We start from the raw sequence: 14,789 nt of genomic DNA on the forward strand, positions 1-14,789 counted from the left end.
GCATTCTTCGCCTTCGACACCACCCACACACCACCATCGTTCAAATCCACCTCAGTGGTCTTAAACCCCGGATAAATCACCGCACCCGCCACCAACACCACACCAGCCACCACAAAAGACCCCACCACCACACGACGCCGACCCGCACGTGAACGGGCAGCAGAGGGCCGGGCAGCGGAGACGGGCGGGGCAGCACGGAAACCGGGGCGTGTTAGTGCCCGCACGGTATCGAGGATGTTCTTCATGTGCTGCTGTCCCCCAGAGTCACGCCCGGCGGGCGCGGTGAAGTGCCTTGGCGTGGCCGGATAACCACGACTATGACATATTGACCATCGAATAGAGAAACCCCCGGCGCGGGGTTACGGAAGCCCGGGCGCGTGTCCCGTGGGCGCCTAGTCCAGGACCAGGCCCCTTCCGCTGCCGCGCTGCAGCTCGACCGGGTGGATTTCGCCGAATCCCCGGACGTTTTCCGCGTCCCGCGGCAGCAGCACAAAGCGTTCGTCGCGTTCGAGGGCGGCCGCGGTCATGGAGTCCACCAGCACGGTCCCGGGATCGGCCAGCGCGGTGAGCCGGGCGGCGAGATTGACGGTGGGCCCGTAGATATCGCCCAGCCGGGAGAGGATCCGGCCCCACACCATGGCAACGCGGGCCTGGGGCAGGATCTCGTCCTCGTTGAAGGCCTGGGCGAGGGCCAGGGAGATCTCGGCGCCGGCGGCCGGGGTTTCGGCGATGTAGAGGACTTCATCGCCCACGGTCTTGACCAGCCGGCCGCCGCCGACGGAGATGATCTCGGCGCACTTGTTTTCGAAGCGCTGCACCAGCTGGGCGAGGGTTTTCTCGTTCATGCGGCGGGACAGGCTGGTGTAGGAGACCAGGTCCGCGAAACCGACGGCGCGGGCCAGGGGCAGCGGCGCGTCGTCCTCGTCCCCTTCCCGGCCTTCCTCGCTGGAGGCAAGACCGGCTTCGGCGCGCACGGCCAGCCGCTGGACTCCGGCGTTGAGCTGGCGGCGCCAGGAGTAGACCAGCATTTCTTCCAGCGCGTCCACCAGTGATGGCAGTTCGCTGACCAGCCGTTTGCGGGCGACGGCGTCCGTCACCCCCTGCTGGTGGACCATGTCCTCCACCAGCGCCTCGATCTGCCAGACCACCATCCGGTCCGTCATCTGGCCGATGGCGCGGGTCACGGAGATAGCGGCTTCCTCGGTGAGTTTGCCGGTGCGGACCAGGTCCACAATCGTGTTCAGCGCCGTCTGGTCCCGTTCGGTGAACGCGACGTCCTCATCGCCAAGATTGGGGAATCCGAGGGCGCGCCAGAGTTTCCGGGCGGACAGGAGCGAGAGCCCTGCCCCGGCGGCAATTTCGCGGCGGCGCAGCTTGCGTTCGCCGCCGAGGAGGCGCTGCTCCAGTGCTTTGGCGGCGAGCCGTTCGGCGGACATGGTGCTGGTGGGCGGGGCAACCGGCGGCTCCGCGCCGGCGTCGGCGTCCGAATCGGCGGCGGCTGTGCCCGGATCGGCGTCGGTGTCGGTGTCCAGCTCGGCGTCGGGCCCGGCGTCCGCCGGATCAACGGCGTCCGCCGGGTCAACGGCGTCGGAGGCCGCAACGGAATCGAGGACGGCGGCCTCGAGGGAGGCTGCGTCGAGCACCACGTCGGGGACATCCGAGGGATCGGCGGCCAGGAGTCCGGTGTCAGGGTGCACGTGCTCAGCGTTCATCTCTTCCACCTTCTCTCATGTCCAGGGGCCAATCGTCGGGACCGCGCACCGTGTCGCGGGCGTCAAACACTTCACCCTCCGGAAGTTCATCAAGTGCGTCGAGGATGAAGCTCCGGAACGTCATGACCTCCGGGACGTCCGGAATCACCGTGTTGGCGGGGTACCCGGTATCCAAGGATATATTCCCCGAGCGCAGGGTCCGTTGGAGCAGGGTCTGTTCGATGAACACATTACGCACGGCGGCCAGCGGAATCTGCTGGTCGCGGCGCCGCAGCATCCCGTAACGGGCAATCAGGCGCCGGCTGGTCAGGGTGTAGCGGCTGGCATGCCAGGACACGGTCCTCGGGAGGCAGTACGCCAGCAGCACCCAGGCGGCCAGCGCCAGGCAGAGGCCGATCAGCCACGGCGTCCAGCCCGGGGTGGCCAGCGGGATCAGCCGGACCGGGCCGCCCTTCACAATCCAGGCGCAGGCGAAGGCCGTGAGGGCTGAGACGACGATCAGGACCAGGGCCGGACCAATCAGCGTCCGGGGCTGGGGGCGGGTCACAACAATTACTTGTTCGCCCGGGAGGAGCTCTTTACGCATAGCCGCTTTCGCCGGCGGCCTCGCCGGGCGGGGTCCAGGGGCGCAGGTGTACGACGTCGCCGGCGGTCACCACGTGCTCGTGCCCGGCGGCGTCGACCACCAGCAGGGATCCGTATTCATCCAGCCGGCTGGCATGGCCGATGATCTCGTGGTCGCCGGGGAGCTGGGCGCGCACCTGCTTGCCGAGGGTCGTCAGGACGTGCTCCACGCGCTTGTGCAGCGAGGGGCCGCCGGCCATCCCGGCGGCGGGGTCGCCATCGGCGTTGCAGAAGCTGCGGTACAGCGTGGCGAAGCGGGACAGGTAGCTCTTGAGCAGGACGGTCCGGTCCACGGTGGCGGGGCCCTCGAGCAGCACCGAGGTGGCGGTGGGGACCGGGAGTTCTGCCGCCGTCAGGGTGACGTTCAGGCCGGTGCCAAGGATGACAGGGGGCACGGCGCCGTCGCCCATGGGGCCCAGCTGGGCGAGGATGCCGGCGATCTTCTTGCCGCGGACCAGCACATCATTGGGCCACTTGAGTTCGGCCGGAATCCCGGCGGTCTCCAGCAGCGCCTCCCGCAGCGCGAGGGCCGCGAGCAGCGACAGCCATGAGTACGTCTGGGTGGGCAAGGGCCTGCCCTCGGCGTTGACAGGCCGGAGCACGATCGAGACGGAGATGGAGCTGCGGGCCGGCGCTTCCCACTGCCGGTCCAGACGGCCCCGGGCGGCGGTCTGGAATTCGGCGGTGAGCACGGACAGGTCCGGCCAGGCATTGGGATCGACACTCACGCCGCGCAGCAGGTCCGCGTTGGTGGAGCCGGTGGATTCGACGACGGTCAGTTGCGCAATACCGTTCGCGGACAGGAAGGCGGCATCGCCCAGGGCGCCCTGGTCCAGGGGCGGACGGTCCGGTGACTCCTGTGCGTCTTCCATGCTTGAATCCTACCGAGTAACCGCCTGGAGGGCGCCTGGCCAGGCACCGCAGAGCCTCTTAAAGGTGCGAACCCGCCGGAAACTCAGAGGAAAATGTCAGGTACCAGCCGGTCCTCGGGCGCACCAAGGCTGTACGGCGCGAAGTCGGTGACCCCGGCCGCGGCCAGGACCTCCTCGTCGGTGTAGAAATTCCCGCTCCAGCTCCCGGAGGCCGGAATCGCGTTGCCGGCCGTGAGGATGGCGTGGGCAGCGTCGGCCATGATCTGCGGACCGCGGGCGCCGCGGACGATCTGCTCGCCGCCGGGCATATTGCGGATCGCGGCGGTGTCGATCAGGGTGCACGGCCACAGCGAATTCACGCTGATCCCGTCCACCTTCAACTCCTCGGCCAGGCCCAGGGTGGTCAGGCTCATGCCGTACTTGGCCATGGTGTACGCCAGGTGCAGGCCGGCCCACTTGGGGTCAAGGTTCAGCGGCGGGGACAGGGTGAGGATCTGCCCGGCGGTGGATTCGCGCAGCGCCGGCAGGGCGAGCTTGCAGAGGAGGAACGTGCCGCGGACGTTGATGTCCTGCATCAGGTCATACCGCTTCATGTCCAGGCCGTCGGTTTTGGAGAGGTCGATCGCGGAGGCGTTGTTGATGACAATGTCGATCCCGCCGAAACGCTCGACGGCGGACGCCACCGCGCCGGCGACGTCGGCGTCGTTGCGGACATCGCCCACCAGCGGCAGCGCCTGGCCCCCGGCGGCCTCAATCGCCTCGGCCGCGGAGTACACCGTGCCTTCGAGCTTGGCATGCGGCTGCCCGGTCTTGGCCAGGAGCACAATGTTCGCGCCGTCGCGGGCGGCCCGGGTGGCGATCGCCAGGCCGATTCCCCGGCTGCCGCCGGACATCAGGATGGTGCGGCCCGCCAGGGAGCCGGTGGCCTGGTAGGGTCCCTGCGGGCCCGGGTGCTGGGTGCTGTCCGAAGCGTCGTTGCTTGAAGTCATACGCACACTCTAGCCGATGTTACCGGCCAGTAACATAGTGGATTCCCGGGTGGCCGGGCCACAGTTGGGGCGCCGACGCCGGCGGAAGCGGACCAGCCCGGACTCCCGCGGAATGCGGGGGTGCGGCGGGACGTCGAGGGAAAATTGTAGGTTTTCTACAGCGGCTTGGACCAAAACCGTCATTAGACTTGCCAGCACGGCCAGGTTTTTGTGTGGAATCCACTTAAGCGCGGCCGCCGAGCACCAGCACAGAGTACAACCGCTAGAACAACAGAGCCGGAGACACTTGATGAGCCACGATCTGACCACGACCGCGGGAAAGATTGCCGATTTCCGCGACCGCCAGGCCCGTGCCGAGCAGCCCTCCGGCCCGGAAGCGGTCGCGAAACAGCACGCCCGCGGCAAGAACACTGCCCGCGAGCGCATCGACCTCCTCCTCGACGCCGGTTCCTTCGTGGAACTGGACGCCCTCGCCGTGCACCGCTCCACGGCGTTCGGTATGGAGAAGAAGAAGCCGCTGGGTGACGGCCTCGTGTCTGGCTACGGCACTGTCGATGGCCGGCCCGTGGCGGTCTACAGCCAGGACTTCTCCGTGTACGGCGGCTCCCTGAGCCAGGTCAACGGCGAGAAGATCGTCAAGGTCCAGGAGTTCGCGCTCCGCAACGGCTGCCCCGTGGTGGGCATCCTCGACGGCGGCGGCGCCCGCATCCAGGAAGGCGTGGCATCCCTCGCCATGTTCGCGGACATCTTCCGCAACAACGTCCACGCGTCCGGCGTCGTCCCGCAGATCTCGCTCATCATGGGCCCCTCCGCCGGCGGCGCGGCCTACTCCCCCGCCCTGACCGACTACGTGGTCATGGTGGACAAGACCTCGCACATGTTCATCACCGGTCCGGACGTCATCAAGACCGTCACCGGCGAGGACGTGGACATGGAGACCCTCGGCGGCGCACGGCAGCACAACGCCAACACCGGCACGTCCACCTACCTCGCCGCCGATGAGGCGGACGCCGTCGAGTTCGTCCGCGAACTGCTGGACTTCCTGCCGTCCAACAACCTCGCCGAAGCTCCGGTGCTCGAGCACAGCCAGCAGCCGGAGACCGACGACGACGACCTCGCCCTGGATACCCTCATCCCGGACTCCGCGAACCAGCCCTACGACATGCGCAAGGTGATCGAGCAGATCGTCGACGACGGGCACTTCCTGGAGATGCAGTCGCTGTACGCGCCGAATGTCATGATCGGCTACGGCCGCGTCGAGGGCCACACGGTCGGCATCGTCGCCAACCAGCCCATGCAGTTCGCCGGCACGCTGGACATTGCCGCGTCGGAGAAGGCCGCCCGGTTCGTGCGGCACTGCGACGCGTTCAACATCCCGATCATCACCCTCGTGGACGTTCCGGGCTTCCTGCCGGGCAAGGACCAGGAGTTCCAGGGCATCATCCGCCGCGGCGCCAAGCTCCTCTACGCCTACGCCGAGGCCACGGTTCCCAAGCTGACCGTCATCACGCGCAAGGCCTACGGCGGGGCGTACATCGTGATGGGGTCCAAGAAGCTCGGCGCCGACCTCAACCTGGCCTGGCCCACCGCGCAGATCGGCGTGATGGGCGCCCAGGGCGCGGTGAACATCCTGTACCGCCGCGAGCTGGCCGCCGTCGCCGAGGCCGGCGGCGACGTTGAGGCCAAGCGTGCCGAGGTCATCCAGCAGTACGAGGAGGAACTCCTCAACCCGTACCAGGCCGCCCAGCTCGGCTACGTCGACGCCGTCATCGCGCCGTCGGAAACCCGCCTGCAGATCATCAAAGGCCTGCGCGCCCTGCGCGACAAACGCGCCGGCCTGCCGGCCAAAAAGCACGGGAACATCCCGCTGTGACCGCCCCCGACAGCACCGGCGAACCCGGCCTGACGGCACCGGAGCAGCCGCTGCTCGCCATCGCGAAGGGCGAGCCGACGGCGGAGGAACTTGCGGCGCTGACCGCCGTCGTCCTCGCCCTCGGGAGCGGCGAGGCGGCGGCTGCGGAGAAGCCGACCGCGCGGCACTGGATCCGGCGGCAGCAGCTCCAGCTGGCACCGAAACCGGGCCCGGGTTCGTGGAAGCGCAGCCGCGGCTAAGAAAAGTTCAGTAACCCTTTCATAACTGGCCCGGTGCGGCTAGTCTCGATCGGGTGACTACCGAAACAAACCACAACACCTCCCCCGCCACCCCGGTGCCGTCGCGCCCGCAGACCGCGATCGACGGCGTTGCCGACGCGTTCACGGACACGCTGATCCGGCTTAACCCGAGTTTCGCCACCGAGCTGGGCCTGCCGGGCCACGAGACCGAGTACCCGGACTTCTCCCCGGCCGGACACGAGGAGTTCGCTGCCGCCGCGCGCGAGGCCCTCGCCGCGCTGGACGGCCTGGAGCCCGCGGACGACGTCGACGCCGTTACCCTCGATGCCATGCGGGAACGCCTGGGGCTGCAGCTGGAAATCCACGATTCGGGCTGGGACCTGGCCGACCTGAACAACATCGCCTCCCCCGCGCAGGAAATCCGGGCGATCTTTGACCTGATGCCGATGGACACGGCCGCGCAGTGGGACCACATTGCCGGCCGCGCCCACAACGTTCCGCCCGCGCTGGACGGCTACATCGTGTCCCTGCGTACGGCCCGGGACGCCGGCCGCGTCTCCGCGGCCCGGCAGGTGCGGATCGTCATCGAACAGACCACCAAGCACGCCGCCGACGACGGGTTCTTCGCCAAGCTGGCCGCCGAGGCAACCACCGCCGAGGGCCCGCTCCCCGAGGACGTGCAGGCCAAGCTCGACGCCGGTGCTGCCGCCGCCCGCGCTGCCTACGCCCGGCTCGCCGGCTTCCTGGAAGCCGAACTGCTGCCGGCCGCCCCGGAGAAGGACGCCGTCGGCCGCGAGCGCTACGCCCTGGCCTCGCGGTCCTTCCTCGGCGCCACCGTGGACCTGGAGGAGACGTATGCCTGGGGTGTCCAGGAGCTGGACCGCCTGATCGCCGAACAGGAGCGGGTCGCCAACCAGATCCGGCCGGGCGCCTCCATCGCGGAGGCCAAGGAAATCCTGGACAACGACCCCTCCCGCCAGCTCAAGGGCACCGACGCCCTCCGGGCCTGGATGCAGGAGCTCTCCGACAAGGCCGTCGCGGACCTCGCCGGCGTGCACTTTGACATCCCGGAGGCCATGAAGACCCTCGAGTGCAAGATCGCCCCCACCCAGGAAGGCGGCATCTACTACACCGGACCGTCGGACGACTTCAGCCGTCCGGGCCGCATGTGGTGGTCAGTCCCGCCGGGCGAGGACACCTTCACCACCTGGGCCGAGACCACCACGGTCTACCACGAGGGTGTTCCGGGCCACCACTTGCAGGTGGCCACCGCCACCTACCGCCGCGAGCTGCTGAACAAGTGGCGCCGGAACGTCTGCTGGACGTCCGGCCACGGCGAAGGCTGGGCCCTGTATGCGGAGAAGCTGATGCAGGAGCTTGGCTATTTGAAGGATCCGGGCGACCACATGGGCATGCTGGACATGCAGCGCATGCGGGCCGCCCGGGTGGTGTTCGACATCGGCGTGCACCTGGAGTTGGAGGTGCCCGAGCGTTGGGGGTCGGGCACCTGGACTCCGGACACCGGGTACGAGTTCCTGAAGCAGAACCTCGCCATCAGCGAGGGCCAGCTCAAGTTCGAGTTCACCCGCTACCTCGGCTGGCCGGGGCAGGCGCCGTCGTACAAGGTGGGCCAGCGGCTCTGGGAGCAGATCCGCGCCGAGCTCGAATCCCGTCCGGGCTTCGACCTCAAGGCCTTCCACACCAAGGCGCTCAACATGGGCTCCGTGGGGCTGGACACCCTCAAGCGGGCGCTGCTGGGGTAGGCGTTCTCCCGCCCGCACTCTTGTCCGCGGGCGGGTTTAGCTGAGGCAGAGGCAAAAGGGGTGGCCGGCCGGGTCGAGGAAGACCCGGAAGGTGGTCCCCGGCTGGTGTTCGTGCTTGGCAGCGCCGAGCCCGAGCACCGCCGCCTCTGCGTCGTCCAGGTCATCGACGACCAAGTCGAGGTGCATCTGCTGCGGGACTTCCTGGCCGGGCCACTGCGGCGGCCGGAAGGAGTCCACCTTCTGGAAGCTCATCGAATCGCCGTACTCGGCGCGGACCGAGCTCCAGCCGCCGTCGTCGTCGTGCTCGACCTTCCAGTCGAGCAGGGCGCCATAAAACTCCGCCAGGGCGTTGGGGTCGGGACAATCCAGGACGACGGTCGGGAAGCGTGCGATAGCCATGGCGATCACTCTAGGCGCCGGTTCCGCATCGAGACAGCACTTCGCGGCAACGTTTTTCGGAAAAGTTGCCGCGAAGCGCCACCCCGATGGCGAGACAATCACCACACCCCGGGCTGGAATAACTTCACAAACGCATGGTCTTTCGGCGGAATTCCGGGGGTTTCGGCGCGGGCGACGGAGCGGCAACGCGTAACATTTCTCAACGTTCGTTGGCCGTGCTAAAAGCCACGGTCCTAGCGTAGCCGGGTGACCACTCAGACAAGCACCCCCGCCACCGCAGGCAAGCCCGGTTTCCAGCTGCCCAAATGGGCCGGCTCCTTCGGCTTCCAGATCATCGCCGCCCTGATCGTGGGCCTGGGCCTCGGCCTGCTCGCGAAGTACACGGGCAGCACGAAGACCAACCCCAACGCCCTCGGCGCCACCCTGCAGACCATCGGCTCGAGCTACGTCTCGCTGCTGCAGACCGCCGTTGTGCCGCTGATTTTCACGGCCGTCGTCAGCTCCATTTCCAACCTCCGCGCCGTCTCCAACGCAGCCCGGCTGGCCTGGAACACGCTGCTCTGGTTCGCCATCACCTCGCTGATCGCGGTGCTGATCGGCATCGGTCTGGGCGTCATCCTGCAGCCCGGCGCCAACACCGGCATCTCCGGACAGGGCGAGGCCCCGACCAAGGTCGGCAGCTGGTGGGCCTTCCTGATCGGACTCTTCCCGAAGAACTTCCTGGGCCTGGGTGCGAGCACCACGGTCGCCGACGGCGCCACCACCACCGTCGTGAGCTTCAACGTGCTGCAGATCCTGGTGATCGCGATCGCCGTCGGTGTCGCCGCCCTGAAGGTGGGCAAGGCCGCCGAGCCGTTCCTGAACCTCAACGCCTCGGCCCTGGCCGTGATCCAAAAGGTCCTGTGGTGGATCATCCGGATCGCCCCGCTCGGCACCGTCGGCCTGATCGGCAACGCCGTAGCCGTTTACGGCTGGGACACCATCGGTTCGCTCGGGAAGTTCACGGTCGCCATCTACGCCGGCCTGGCCCTGGTGCTGTTCGTCGTCTACCCCATCCTGGTCCGCAGCCACGGCCTCTCCGTCAAGCAGTACTTCTCCGGCGTCTGGCCCGCCGTGCAGCTGGCCTTCGTCTCCCGCTCCTCGGTGGGCACGCTGCCCCTGACCCAGCGCGTGACCGAACGCTCCCTCGGTGTTCCCCGCGGCTACGCCTCCTTCGCCGTGCCGCTGGGCGCCACCACCAAGATGGACGGCTGCGCCGCGATTTACCCGGCTGTGTCCGCGATCTTCGTGGCCCAGTTCTTCGGCATCCAGCTCGATTTCAGCCAGTACCTGCTGATCGCCCTGGTTTCCGTGCTGGGCTCCGCTGCGACCGCCGGAACCACCGGAGCCGTGGTGATGCTGACCCTGACGCTCTCCACCCTGGGACTGCCGCTGGCCGGCGTCGGGCTCCTGCTGGCCATCGACCCGATCCTGGACATGGGCCGCACCGCCGTCAACGTGGCAGGCCAGGCGCTGGTCCCCACCATCGTTGCCAAGCGCCAGGGCATCCTGGATGAGGCGCTGTACAACGCCCCGCGCAACGGCGACCCGTTCACCGATGACGCTGTTGACGCTGCCGACGACGGCGCCCCGGCACGCGAGCGCGAGCTGGCTGGGACCTCCGCCTAGGCCGCGGGCAGAAACTGCCCTCTCCGCCGCTGCACTCTCCGCCGAACGAACGTAGTCCCCGGGATCTTCTCCCGGGGACTACGTTTGTGTTCAGATTCGGTGCTCAGGCGTGGTTCGCGGGGCCGGAGGTGTTGTGTCAGCGCCCGCCGCCGCCGATGACGCCCTTCTCAACGGCCTTGGTGACCGCATCGGCTTCGGCCTGCGTCAGCTTCCCGTCACTGACGGCCTTGTCCAGCCTGCTCTTCAGGGCCGCGGCGTGGTCGGCCTGCTCAGCGGTGCGGAGTTCGGACAGGGCCGTCTTGACCTTGGCCTCGTCGATGCCCAACGACGACGCGAGGGACTTGGCCAGTTCTGCCTCCAGGGCCGTGCGGTCCGGTCGGGTTCCTTCGGCCGGCCGCTCAGCCGGTTTGTGGGCGTCGCGGAAGGCCTTCAAAGCGTCGGTGAGCTTGGTCTTGTCAACGCCGAGCTTGGTGGCGAGTTCCGTGACGCGCACGCCGCCGAAACCTCCCCGTTCGCCGCCGTGGCCATGGCCACCGCGCATCCCCATCCCGTCGCCCGGCTCCCCGTTCCGCGCATCGGGCGAGGCGCTGGCGCTGGGACTGGGCGCCGGCGTCGTGGTGGCGGAGGCCATCCCGGCGATACCAAGGCCCGCGCCGATGGCGAGGACACCGGCCGAAATGCCCAGCGTGATGCTCTTCGTGCGTGTCATGTGCGCTCTCCTGGATCTGCCGTCCAGCGACGGCTCCGTTGCCTACGTCCTACTCACAAGGTACTTCCAGTCTGGGCCACGAGGTTCTGTGGGAGCTGTTGGGAACCTTTTATGTTCCTGTGAATGTTGGTGCGCATTTCCCGCACCGGCCCCTTGCACAGGGCCGCCGGGTGGCTAGGCTCAGGTCATGCTGATCGTCACATCCAACGAGATCCCCGGCCACCGGATCGACGCCGTCTTCGGCGAAGTTATGGGCCTGACCGTCCGGTCGCGGGACGTCGGCGCTCAGGTGGTCGCGGGCCTCCGGTCCCTGGCCGGCGGTGAATTGCGCGAGCTGACGCAGGTGCTCTACGAGAGCCGGCAGGAGGTCATGGCCCGAATGACCGCCGAGGCCGCCCAGCGGGGCGCCAATGCCATTGTGGCCATGCGGTTCGATACCGCGCATATGGCCAACAACTGGACGGAGATCTGCGCCTACGGGACGGCGGTCTTCGCGATTCCGCTGCGCGAGGGCGAGCCCGGCGCCACGGGCCAGTCCATCCAGCTCAGCAGCTGACGATTTCCGGGGCGTATCCCGTCGCCACAAAGTTGCACGGAGTGCAAACATGCACATAGTGTAAGCGCATGCCTACTCCTCCCCTCGCGGGCCCGCCGGGCACAGCCGCACCGCCGTCGCGCCGTGAACTGAACAAGACCGCCACCCGGCAGGCCATCACGGACGCCGCGCACGGCCTGCTCCGCGACAAAGGTCCCGGCAATTTTACGGTGGAGGACATCGCCGAGACCGCCGGGATCTCCCGTCGGACGTTCTTCAACTACTTCAGCAGCACCGAGGGTGCCATCGCCTCGGTCACGCAGGGGTTCCTGGACACCGCGCTGCAGCAGTTCCGGCTCCGCCCCTCCACCGAGCCCATCCTGGAATCGGCCCGGGCGGCCCTGGTTGCCCTGGCCGACCCCATGACCGTGGCCCCGCTGGCCGAGCTCTACAGCCTCAGCCAGTCCAACCCGCAGCTGAACCGGTCCGAGCTCGAAGCGTGGGACCACTGCGCGGCCGAGATCATCGACGCCGCCAGGGAACGCTTCACCCCGGGCACCGGCGTCGAGGTCGACGAACTGTACCTGCGCGCACTGGCCGGCTCCGTCATCTACTGCGGCAAGGCCGCCATGGACGTCTGGTTCGACCGCTGCGGGGGCTCCCTGTCCGCGGAGTCGCTGTCCACGCTTCGCCAGCTCCTTATCGACTCCATGAGCCTGCTGGGCTCCGGATTCGCCATCCCGGCGGCCCCCGCGGCCTCCAGCCCCGCCCCTTCCCAAGATCGGTCCTGACATGGCTCTGTTGCTCTACCGCCTCGGCAAGTTCTCCTACCGCCACCGCTGGCTGGTCATCTCCCTCTGGCTCGCCGTTATGGTGGCCGTCGGCGGAGCCGCGGCGGCCTTCCACGGCACCCTGTCCAACAACTTCCAGATCCCGGGCACCGAGACCCAGCAGATGGCGGACAAGCTCAAGAAGGAACTCCCGTCCTCCTCCGGCGGATCCGCGAGCATCGTCTTCGAAGCCAATGACGCGCAGTTCTCCCAGGCCGGCAAGGAGGCCGTCTCGGCGGCCCTGGCCAAGCTGAAGACCCTCCCCGACGTGCAGGGCACCGTGGACCCCTTCACTACCCAGGCCCAGCTGGACAAGGCTTCCACCGACCTCACCGCGGGCCAGCAGAAAGCCGCTGCCGGCAAGACCCAGCTGGACAAGGCCGCCGCCGAGCTCGCCGCCGGCAAGGCCCAGCTGGCCGACGCCGAGAAGCAGATGGCCGCCGCGGGCCTGCCGCCCGCTGCCATCGAGGCCCAACTCGGGCAGCAGAAGGCAGCCCTCGCCGCTGGCCAGGCAAAGCTCGACGCCGGGAAGAAGGAACTAGCGTCCGGTGACGCCAAACTGGCCCTGGGCAAACGCCAGCTGGACGCCTCCAAGGGCCTGCGGTTTGTCTCCGAGGACGGCAAGGCCGCGATCGCGCAGGTCCAGTTCAAGACCTCGATCAACGGGCTCAAGCCGGAGGTGCGCCAGAACGTCCAAGACATCGTCAAGGAAGTATCCGCCGCCAACGTGACCGCGCTGCCCAGCAAGGAAATCAGCGAGGACATCTCCGAGATCTTCGGCACCGCGGAGATCATCGGCATCGCCGTGGCGGCCCTGGTCCTGATCGTGATGCTCGGCACCCTGATCGCCGCAGGCCTGCCCCTGCTGATGGCGATCGTCGGTGTAGCCGTCGGCGTCGGCGGCACATTCGCGCTCAGCGGCGCCTTCGACATGAGCTCGATCTCCCCCATGCTGGCCCTGATGCTCGGCCTCGCAGTGGGCATCGACTACTCCCTCTTCATCGTCAACCGGCACCGCGGCCAGCTGCTCGCCGGCATGGACACCGAGGAATCCGTGGCCCTGGCCACCGGCACCTCCGGAAACGCCGTGCTCTTCGCCGGCCTCACGGTGATCATCGCCCTCTCCGCCCTGGTGGTGCCGGGGCTGCCGTTCCTGGCCGTGATGGGCCTGTCCGCCGCCGCCACGGTGGCTGTCGCCGTCGTCGTTGCCCTGACCCTGACGCCGGCCGTCCTGTCGCTGGTGGGCCGCCGGCTGGTTTCCAAGCGCGCCTGGGCGAAGGCTGACCGGCACAACGCCGCGCCGGGCCACGACACCGAGGACCGGGCCCGGGACGAATACCGCAGCAGCCACGGCTGGGGCGGCGTGGTCACGCGGCACCCGTGGTTGTCGCTGCTGGCCGGGGTGCTGCTGCTGGGAGTGGTGGCGCTGCCCGCGAGCCAGCTGCGCCTGGCCCTTCCCGACGCCAGCTCCGAGCCGGTGGCCTCGCAGGCGTTCAAGGCCTATGACGTCACCAAGCGCAGCTTCGGCGAGGGCATGACCGGCCCGATCATCGTGGTGGGCGACTTCCCCGCAGGGCTGACCGCCGCCGAAGCACAAAGCAAACAGCTCGACGTCGCGGACATCCTGCGCGCCACGGACAACGTGGCGGCCGCCATCCCGCTGGCCCTCAGCGAGGACCGCCGGACCGCGGTGTTCCAGGTCCTGCCCACCGAAGGCCCGGCCAGCGCCAGCACCGTGAAGGTGGTCTCCGAGCTGCGCGCCGAGAAGGGCCAGATCAAGGACAGCACCGGCGTCAGCATCGGCCTGACCGGCCAGACCGCCGGCAACGTGGATGTCTCCACCAAACTCGGTGACGCGCTCCCGCCGTACCTGGCGATCGTCGTCGGGCTGTCCCTGATCCTGCTGCTGTTGGTGTTCCGATCCATCGTGGTGCCGCTGCTGGCCACCGGCGGCTTCCTGCTCTCGCTCGCGGCGGCGTTCGGCGGCGTTGTGGCGGTGTACCAGTGGGGCTGGCTGGGCTCCGTGTTCGGCGTCGAGAACCCCGGCGCGGTACTGAGCTTCCTGCCCATCATCCTTATCGGTGTGCTGTTCGGCCTGGCCATGGACTACCAGGTCTTCATCGCCTCCGGCATGCGGGAGTCCTACATGCACGGCGAAACGGCCAAACACGCGGTCCGCACCGGGTTCAGCCACGCCTCGGCCGTGGTCACCGCGGCCGCGATCATTATGGTCAGCGTGTTCTCCGGCTTCATATTCTCGCACCTGAACATGGTGCGGCCGCTGGGCTTCGCGATGGCCTTCGGTGTGCTGGTGGACGCCTTCGTGGTGCGCATGACCATCGTCCCGGCCGTGATGTACCTGCTGGGCAGCAAGGCCTGGTGGCTGCCGAAGTGGCTGGACCGCATCCTGCCGGACGTCGACGTCGAAGGCGCCAAGCTGCGCAAGCCCGCGTCCGCCGCGGAGACTGACGCCGGTGACGCCGAGCCAGCGGCGGCCGCGGCCCGGTAACGGTAGGCGCCCGGGGCCGTTTGGTCCGACCTGGCCGCCCGTCGATCATTGCGATCGGCGGGCGGCT

14 protein-coding genes are annotated in these 14,789 nt (G+C 68.4%); 7 read left to right on the plus strand and 7 right to left on the minus strand.

What is annotated here, in order from left to right:
* The 5 genes from AC1DBE_RS10035 to AC1DBE_RS10055 all read right to left on the minus strand — a co-directional run.
* Positions 1 to 245 (minus strand): hypothetical protein (locus AC1DBE_RS10035; protein ID WP_476970410.1); only part of this gene is annotated, 245 nt, incomplete at its 3' end.
* A gap of 147 nt (positions 246 to 392) precedes the next feature.
* Positions 393 to 1,436 (minus strand): adenylate/guanylate cyclase domain-containing protein, encoded by a 1,044-nt coding sequence (locus AC1DBE_RS10040; RefSeq protein ID WP_476903704.1) that lies wholly within the window; start codon positions 1,434 to 1,436, stop codon positions 393 to 395.
* Between the two features lie 265 nt (positions 1,437 to 1,701).
* Complete coding sequence (locus AC1DBE_RS10045; protein ID WP_476903699.1) at positions 1,702 to 2,298, minus strand: PH domain-containing protein; 597 nt, start codon at positions 2,296 to 2,298, stop codon at positions 1,702 to 1,704.
* Complete coding sequence (locus AC1DBE_RS10050) at positions 2,291 to 3,208, minus strand: biotin--[acetyl-CoA-carboxylase] ligase (protein WP_476880232.1); 918 nt, start codon at positions 3,206 to 3,208, stop codon at positions 2,291 to 2,293. The genes AC1DBE_RS10045 and AC1DBE_RS10050 overlap by 8 nt, the downstream gene beginning before the upstream one ends.
* A gap of 83 nt (positions 3,209 to 3,291) precedes the next feature.
* Positions 3,292 to 4,197: an SDR family oxidoreductase gene (locus tag AC1DBE_RS10055; protein ID WP_476880233.1), complete on the minus strand. Its 906-nt coding sequence runs from the start codon at positions 4,195 to 4,197 to the stop codon at positions 3,292 to 3,294.
* Positions 4,198 to 4,486: 289 nt separating this feature from the next.
* Between AC1DBE_RS10055 and AC1DBE_RS10060 the strand changes: the two genes are divergently transcribed.
* Genes AC1DBE_RS10060 through AC1DBE_RS10070 form a run of 3 tightly spaced genes read left to right on the plus strand, consistent with a single transcriptional unit; the run spans position 4,487 to position 8,072 of the window.
* The gene (locus AC1DBE_RS10060; RefSeq protein ID WP_476880234.1) at positions 4,487 to 6,070 is read left to right on the plus strand and encodes an acyl-CoA carboxylase subunit beta; all 1,584 of its coding nucleotides are present in this window, start codon (positions 4,487 to 4,489) and stop codon (positions 6,068 to 6,070) included.
* On the plus strand, positions 6,067 to 6,309 hold the full coding sequence (locus tag AC1DBE_RS10065; RefSeq protein WP_476880235.1) for an acyl-CoA carboxylase subunit epsilon: 243 nt from the start codon (positions 6,067 to 6,069) through the stop codon (positions 6,307 to 6,309). Before AC1DBE_RS10060 ends, AC1DBE_RS10065 begins: the two co-directional genes overlap by 4 nt.
* 53 nt (positions 6,310 to 6,362) lie before the next feature.
* Entirely contained in the window at positions 6,363 to 8,072 is a 1,710-nt protein-coding gene (locus AC1DBE_RS10070) for a DUF885 domain-containing protein (protein ID WP_476903698.1), read from the plus strand.
* A 36-nt stretch (positions 8,073 to 8,108) separates the two neighbouring features.
* Here the strand turns inward: AC1DBE_RS10070 and AC1DBE_RS10075 are convergent, their stop codons facing one another.
* The gene (locus AC1DBE_RS10075; RefSeq protein ID WP_476880604.1) at positions 8,109 to 8,471 is read right to left on the minus strand and encodes a VOC family protein; all 363 of its coding nucleotides are present in this window, start codon (positions 8,469 to 8,471) and stop codon (positions 8,109 to 8,111) included.
* Between the two features lie 246 nt (positions 8,472 to 8,717).
* On the opposite strand from AC1DBE_RS10075, the gene AC1DBE_RS10080 reads away from it, so the two are divergent.
* Entirely contained in the window at positions 8,718 to 10,139 is a 1,422-nt protein-coding gene (locus AC1DBE_RS10080; RefSeq protein WP_476880605.1) for a dicarboxylate/amino acid:cation symporter, read from the plus strand.
* 136 nt (positions 10,140 to 10,275) lie between these two features.
* Here AC1DBE_RS10080 and AC1DBE_RS10085 read toward each other — a convergent pair whose 3' ends face one another.
* Positions 10,276 to 10,848 carry a hypothetical protein gene (locus AC1DBE_RS10085; RefSeq protein WP_476903697.1) on the minus strand — a complete coding sequence of 191 codons (573 nt, stop codon included), beginning with the start codon at positions 10,846 to 10,848 and terminating at the stop codon, positions 10,276 to 10,278.
* A gap of 187 nt (positions 10,849 to 11,035) precedes the next feature.
* Between AC1DBE_RS10085 and AC1DBE_RS10090 the strand changes: the two genes are divergently transcribed.
* From AC1DBE_RS10090 to AC1DBE_RS10100, 3 genes are all read left to right on the plus strand, one after another.
* On the plus strand, positions 11,036 to 11,404 hold the full coding sequence (locus AC1DBE_RS10090) for a YbjQ family protein (RefSeq protein ID WP_476880492.1): 369 nt from the start codon (positions 11,036 to 11,038) through the stop codon (positions 11,402 to 11,404).
* A 68-nt stretch (positions 11,405 to 11,472) separates the two neighbouring features.
* Positions 11,473 to 12,174, plus strand: a complete 702-nt coding sequence (locus AC1DBE_RS10095; protein WP_476880493.1) for a TetR/AcrR family transcriptional regulator — start codon at positions 11,473 to 11,475, stop codon at positions 12,172 to 12,174.
* 1 nt (position 12,175) lies between these two features.
* Positions 12,176 to 14,722 (plus strand): MMPL family transporter, encoded by a 2,547-nt coding sequence (locus AC1DBE_RS10100; protein WP_476903696.1) that lies wholly within the window; start codon positions 12,176 to 12,178, stop codon positions 14,720 to 14,722.
* Positions 14,723 to 14,789 lie beyond the last annotated feature (67 nt).

This window comes from Arthrobacter sp. 10T416, from assembly GCF_056394165.1.

Bases quoted from the DNA above. Each gene is read 5' to 3' on its own strand.
- AC1DBE_RS10100 (WP_476903696.1), top strand. From the start codon at position 12,176: ATGGCTCTGTTGCTCTACCGCCTCGGCAAGTTCTCCTACCGCCACCGC.
- AC1DBE_RS10040 (WP_476903704.1), bottom strand. From the start codon at position 1,436: ATGTCCGCCGAACGGCTCGCCGCCAAAGCACTGGAGCAGCGCCTCCTC.
- AC1DBE_RS10045 (WP_476903699.1), bottom strand. From the start codon at position 2,298: ATGCGTAAAGAGCTCCTCCCGGGCGAACAAGTAATTGTTGTGACCCGC.
- AC1DBE_RS10075 (WP_476880604.1), bottom strand. From the start codon at position 8,471: ATGGCTATCGCACGCTTCCCGACCGTCGTCCTGGATTGTCCCGACCCC.
- AC1DBE_RS10095 (WP_476880493.1), top strand. From the start codon at position 11,473: ATGCCTACTCCTCCCCTCGCGGGCCCGCCGGGCACAGCCGCACCGCCG.
- AC1DBE_RS10055 (WP_476880233.1), bottom strand. From the start codon at position 4,197: ATGACTTCAAGCAACGACGCTTCGGACAGCACCCAGCACCCGGGCCCG.
- AC1DBE_RS10090 (WP_476880492.1), top strand. From the start codon at position 11,036: ATGCTGATCGTCACATCCAACGAGATCCCCGGCCACCGGATCGACGCC.
- AC1DBE_RS10050 (WP_476880232.1), bottom strand. From the start codon at position 3,208: ATGGAAGACGCACAGGAGTCACCGGACCGTCCGCCCCTGGACCAGGGC.
- AC1DBE_RS10060 (WP_476880234.1), top strand. From the start codon at position 4,487: ATGAGCCACGATCTGACCACGACCGCGGGAAAGATTGCCGATTTCCGC.
- AC1DBE_RS10085 (WP_476903697.1), bottom strand. From the start codon at position 10,848: ATGACACGCACGAAGAGCATCACGCTGGGCATTTCGGCCGGTGTCCTC.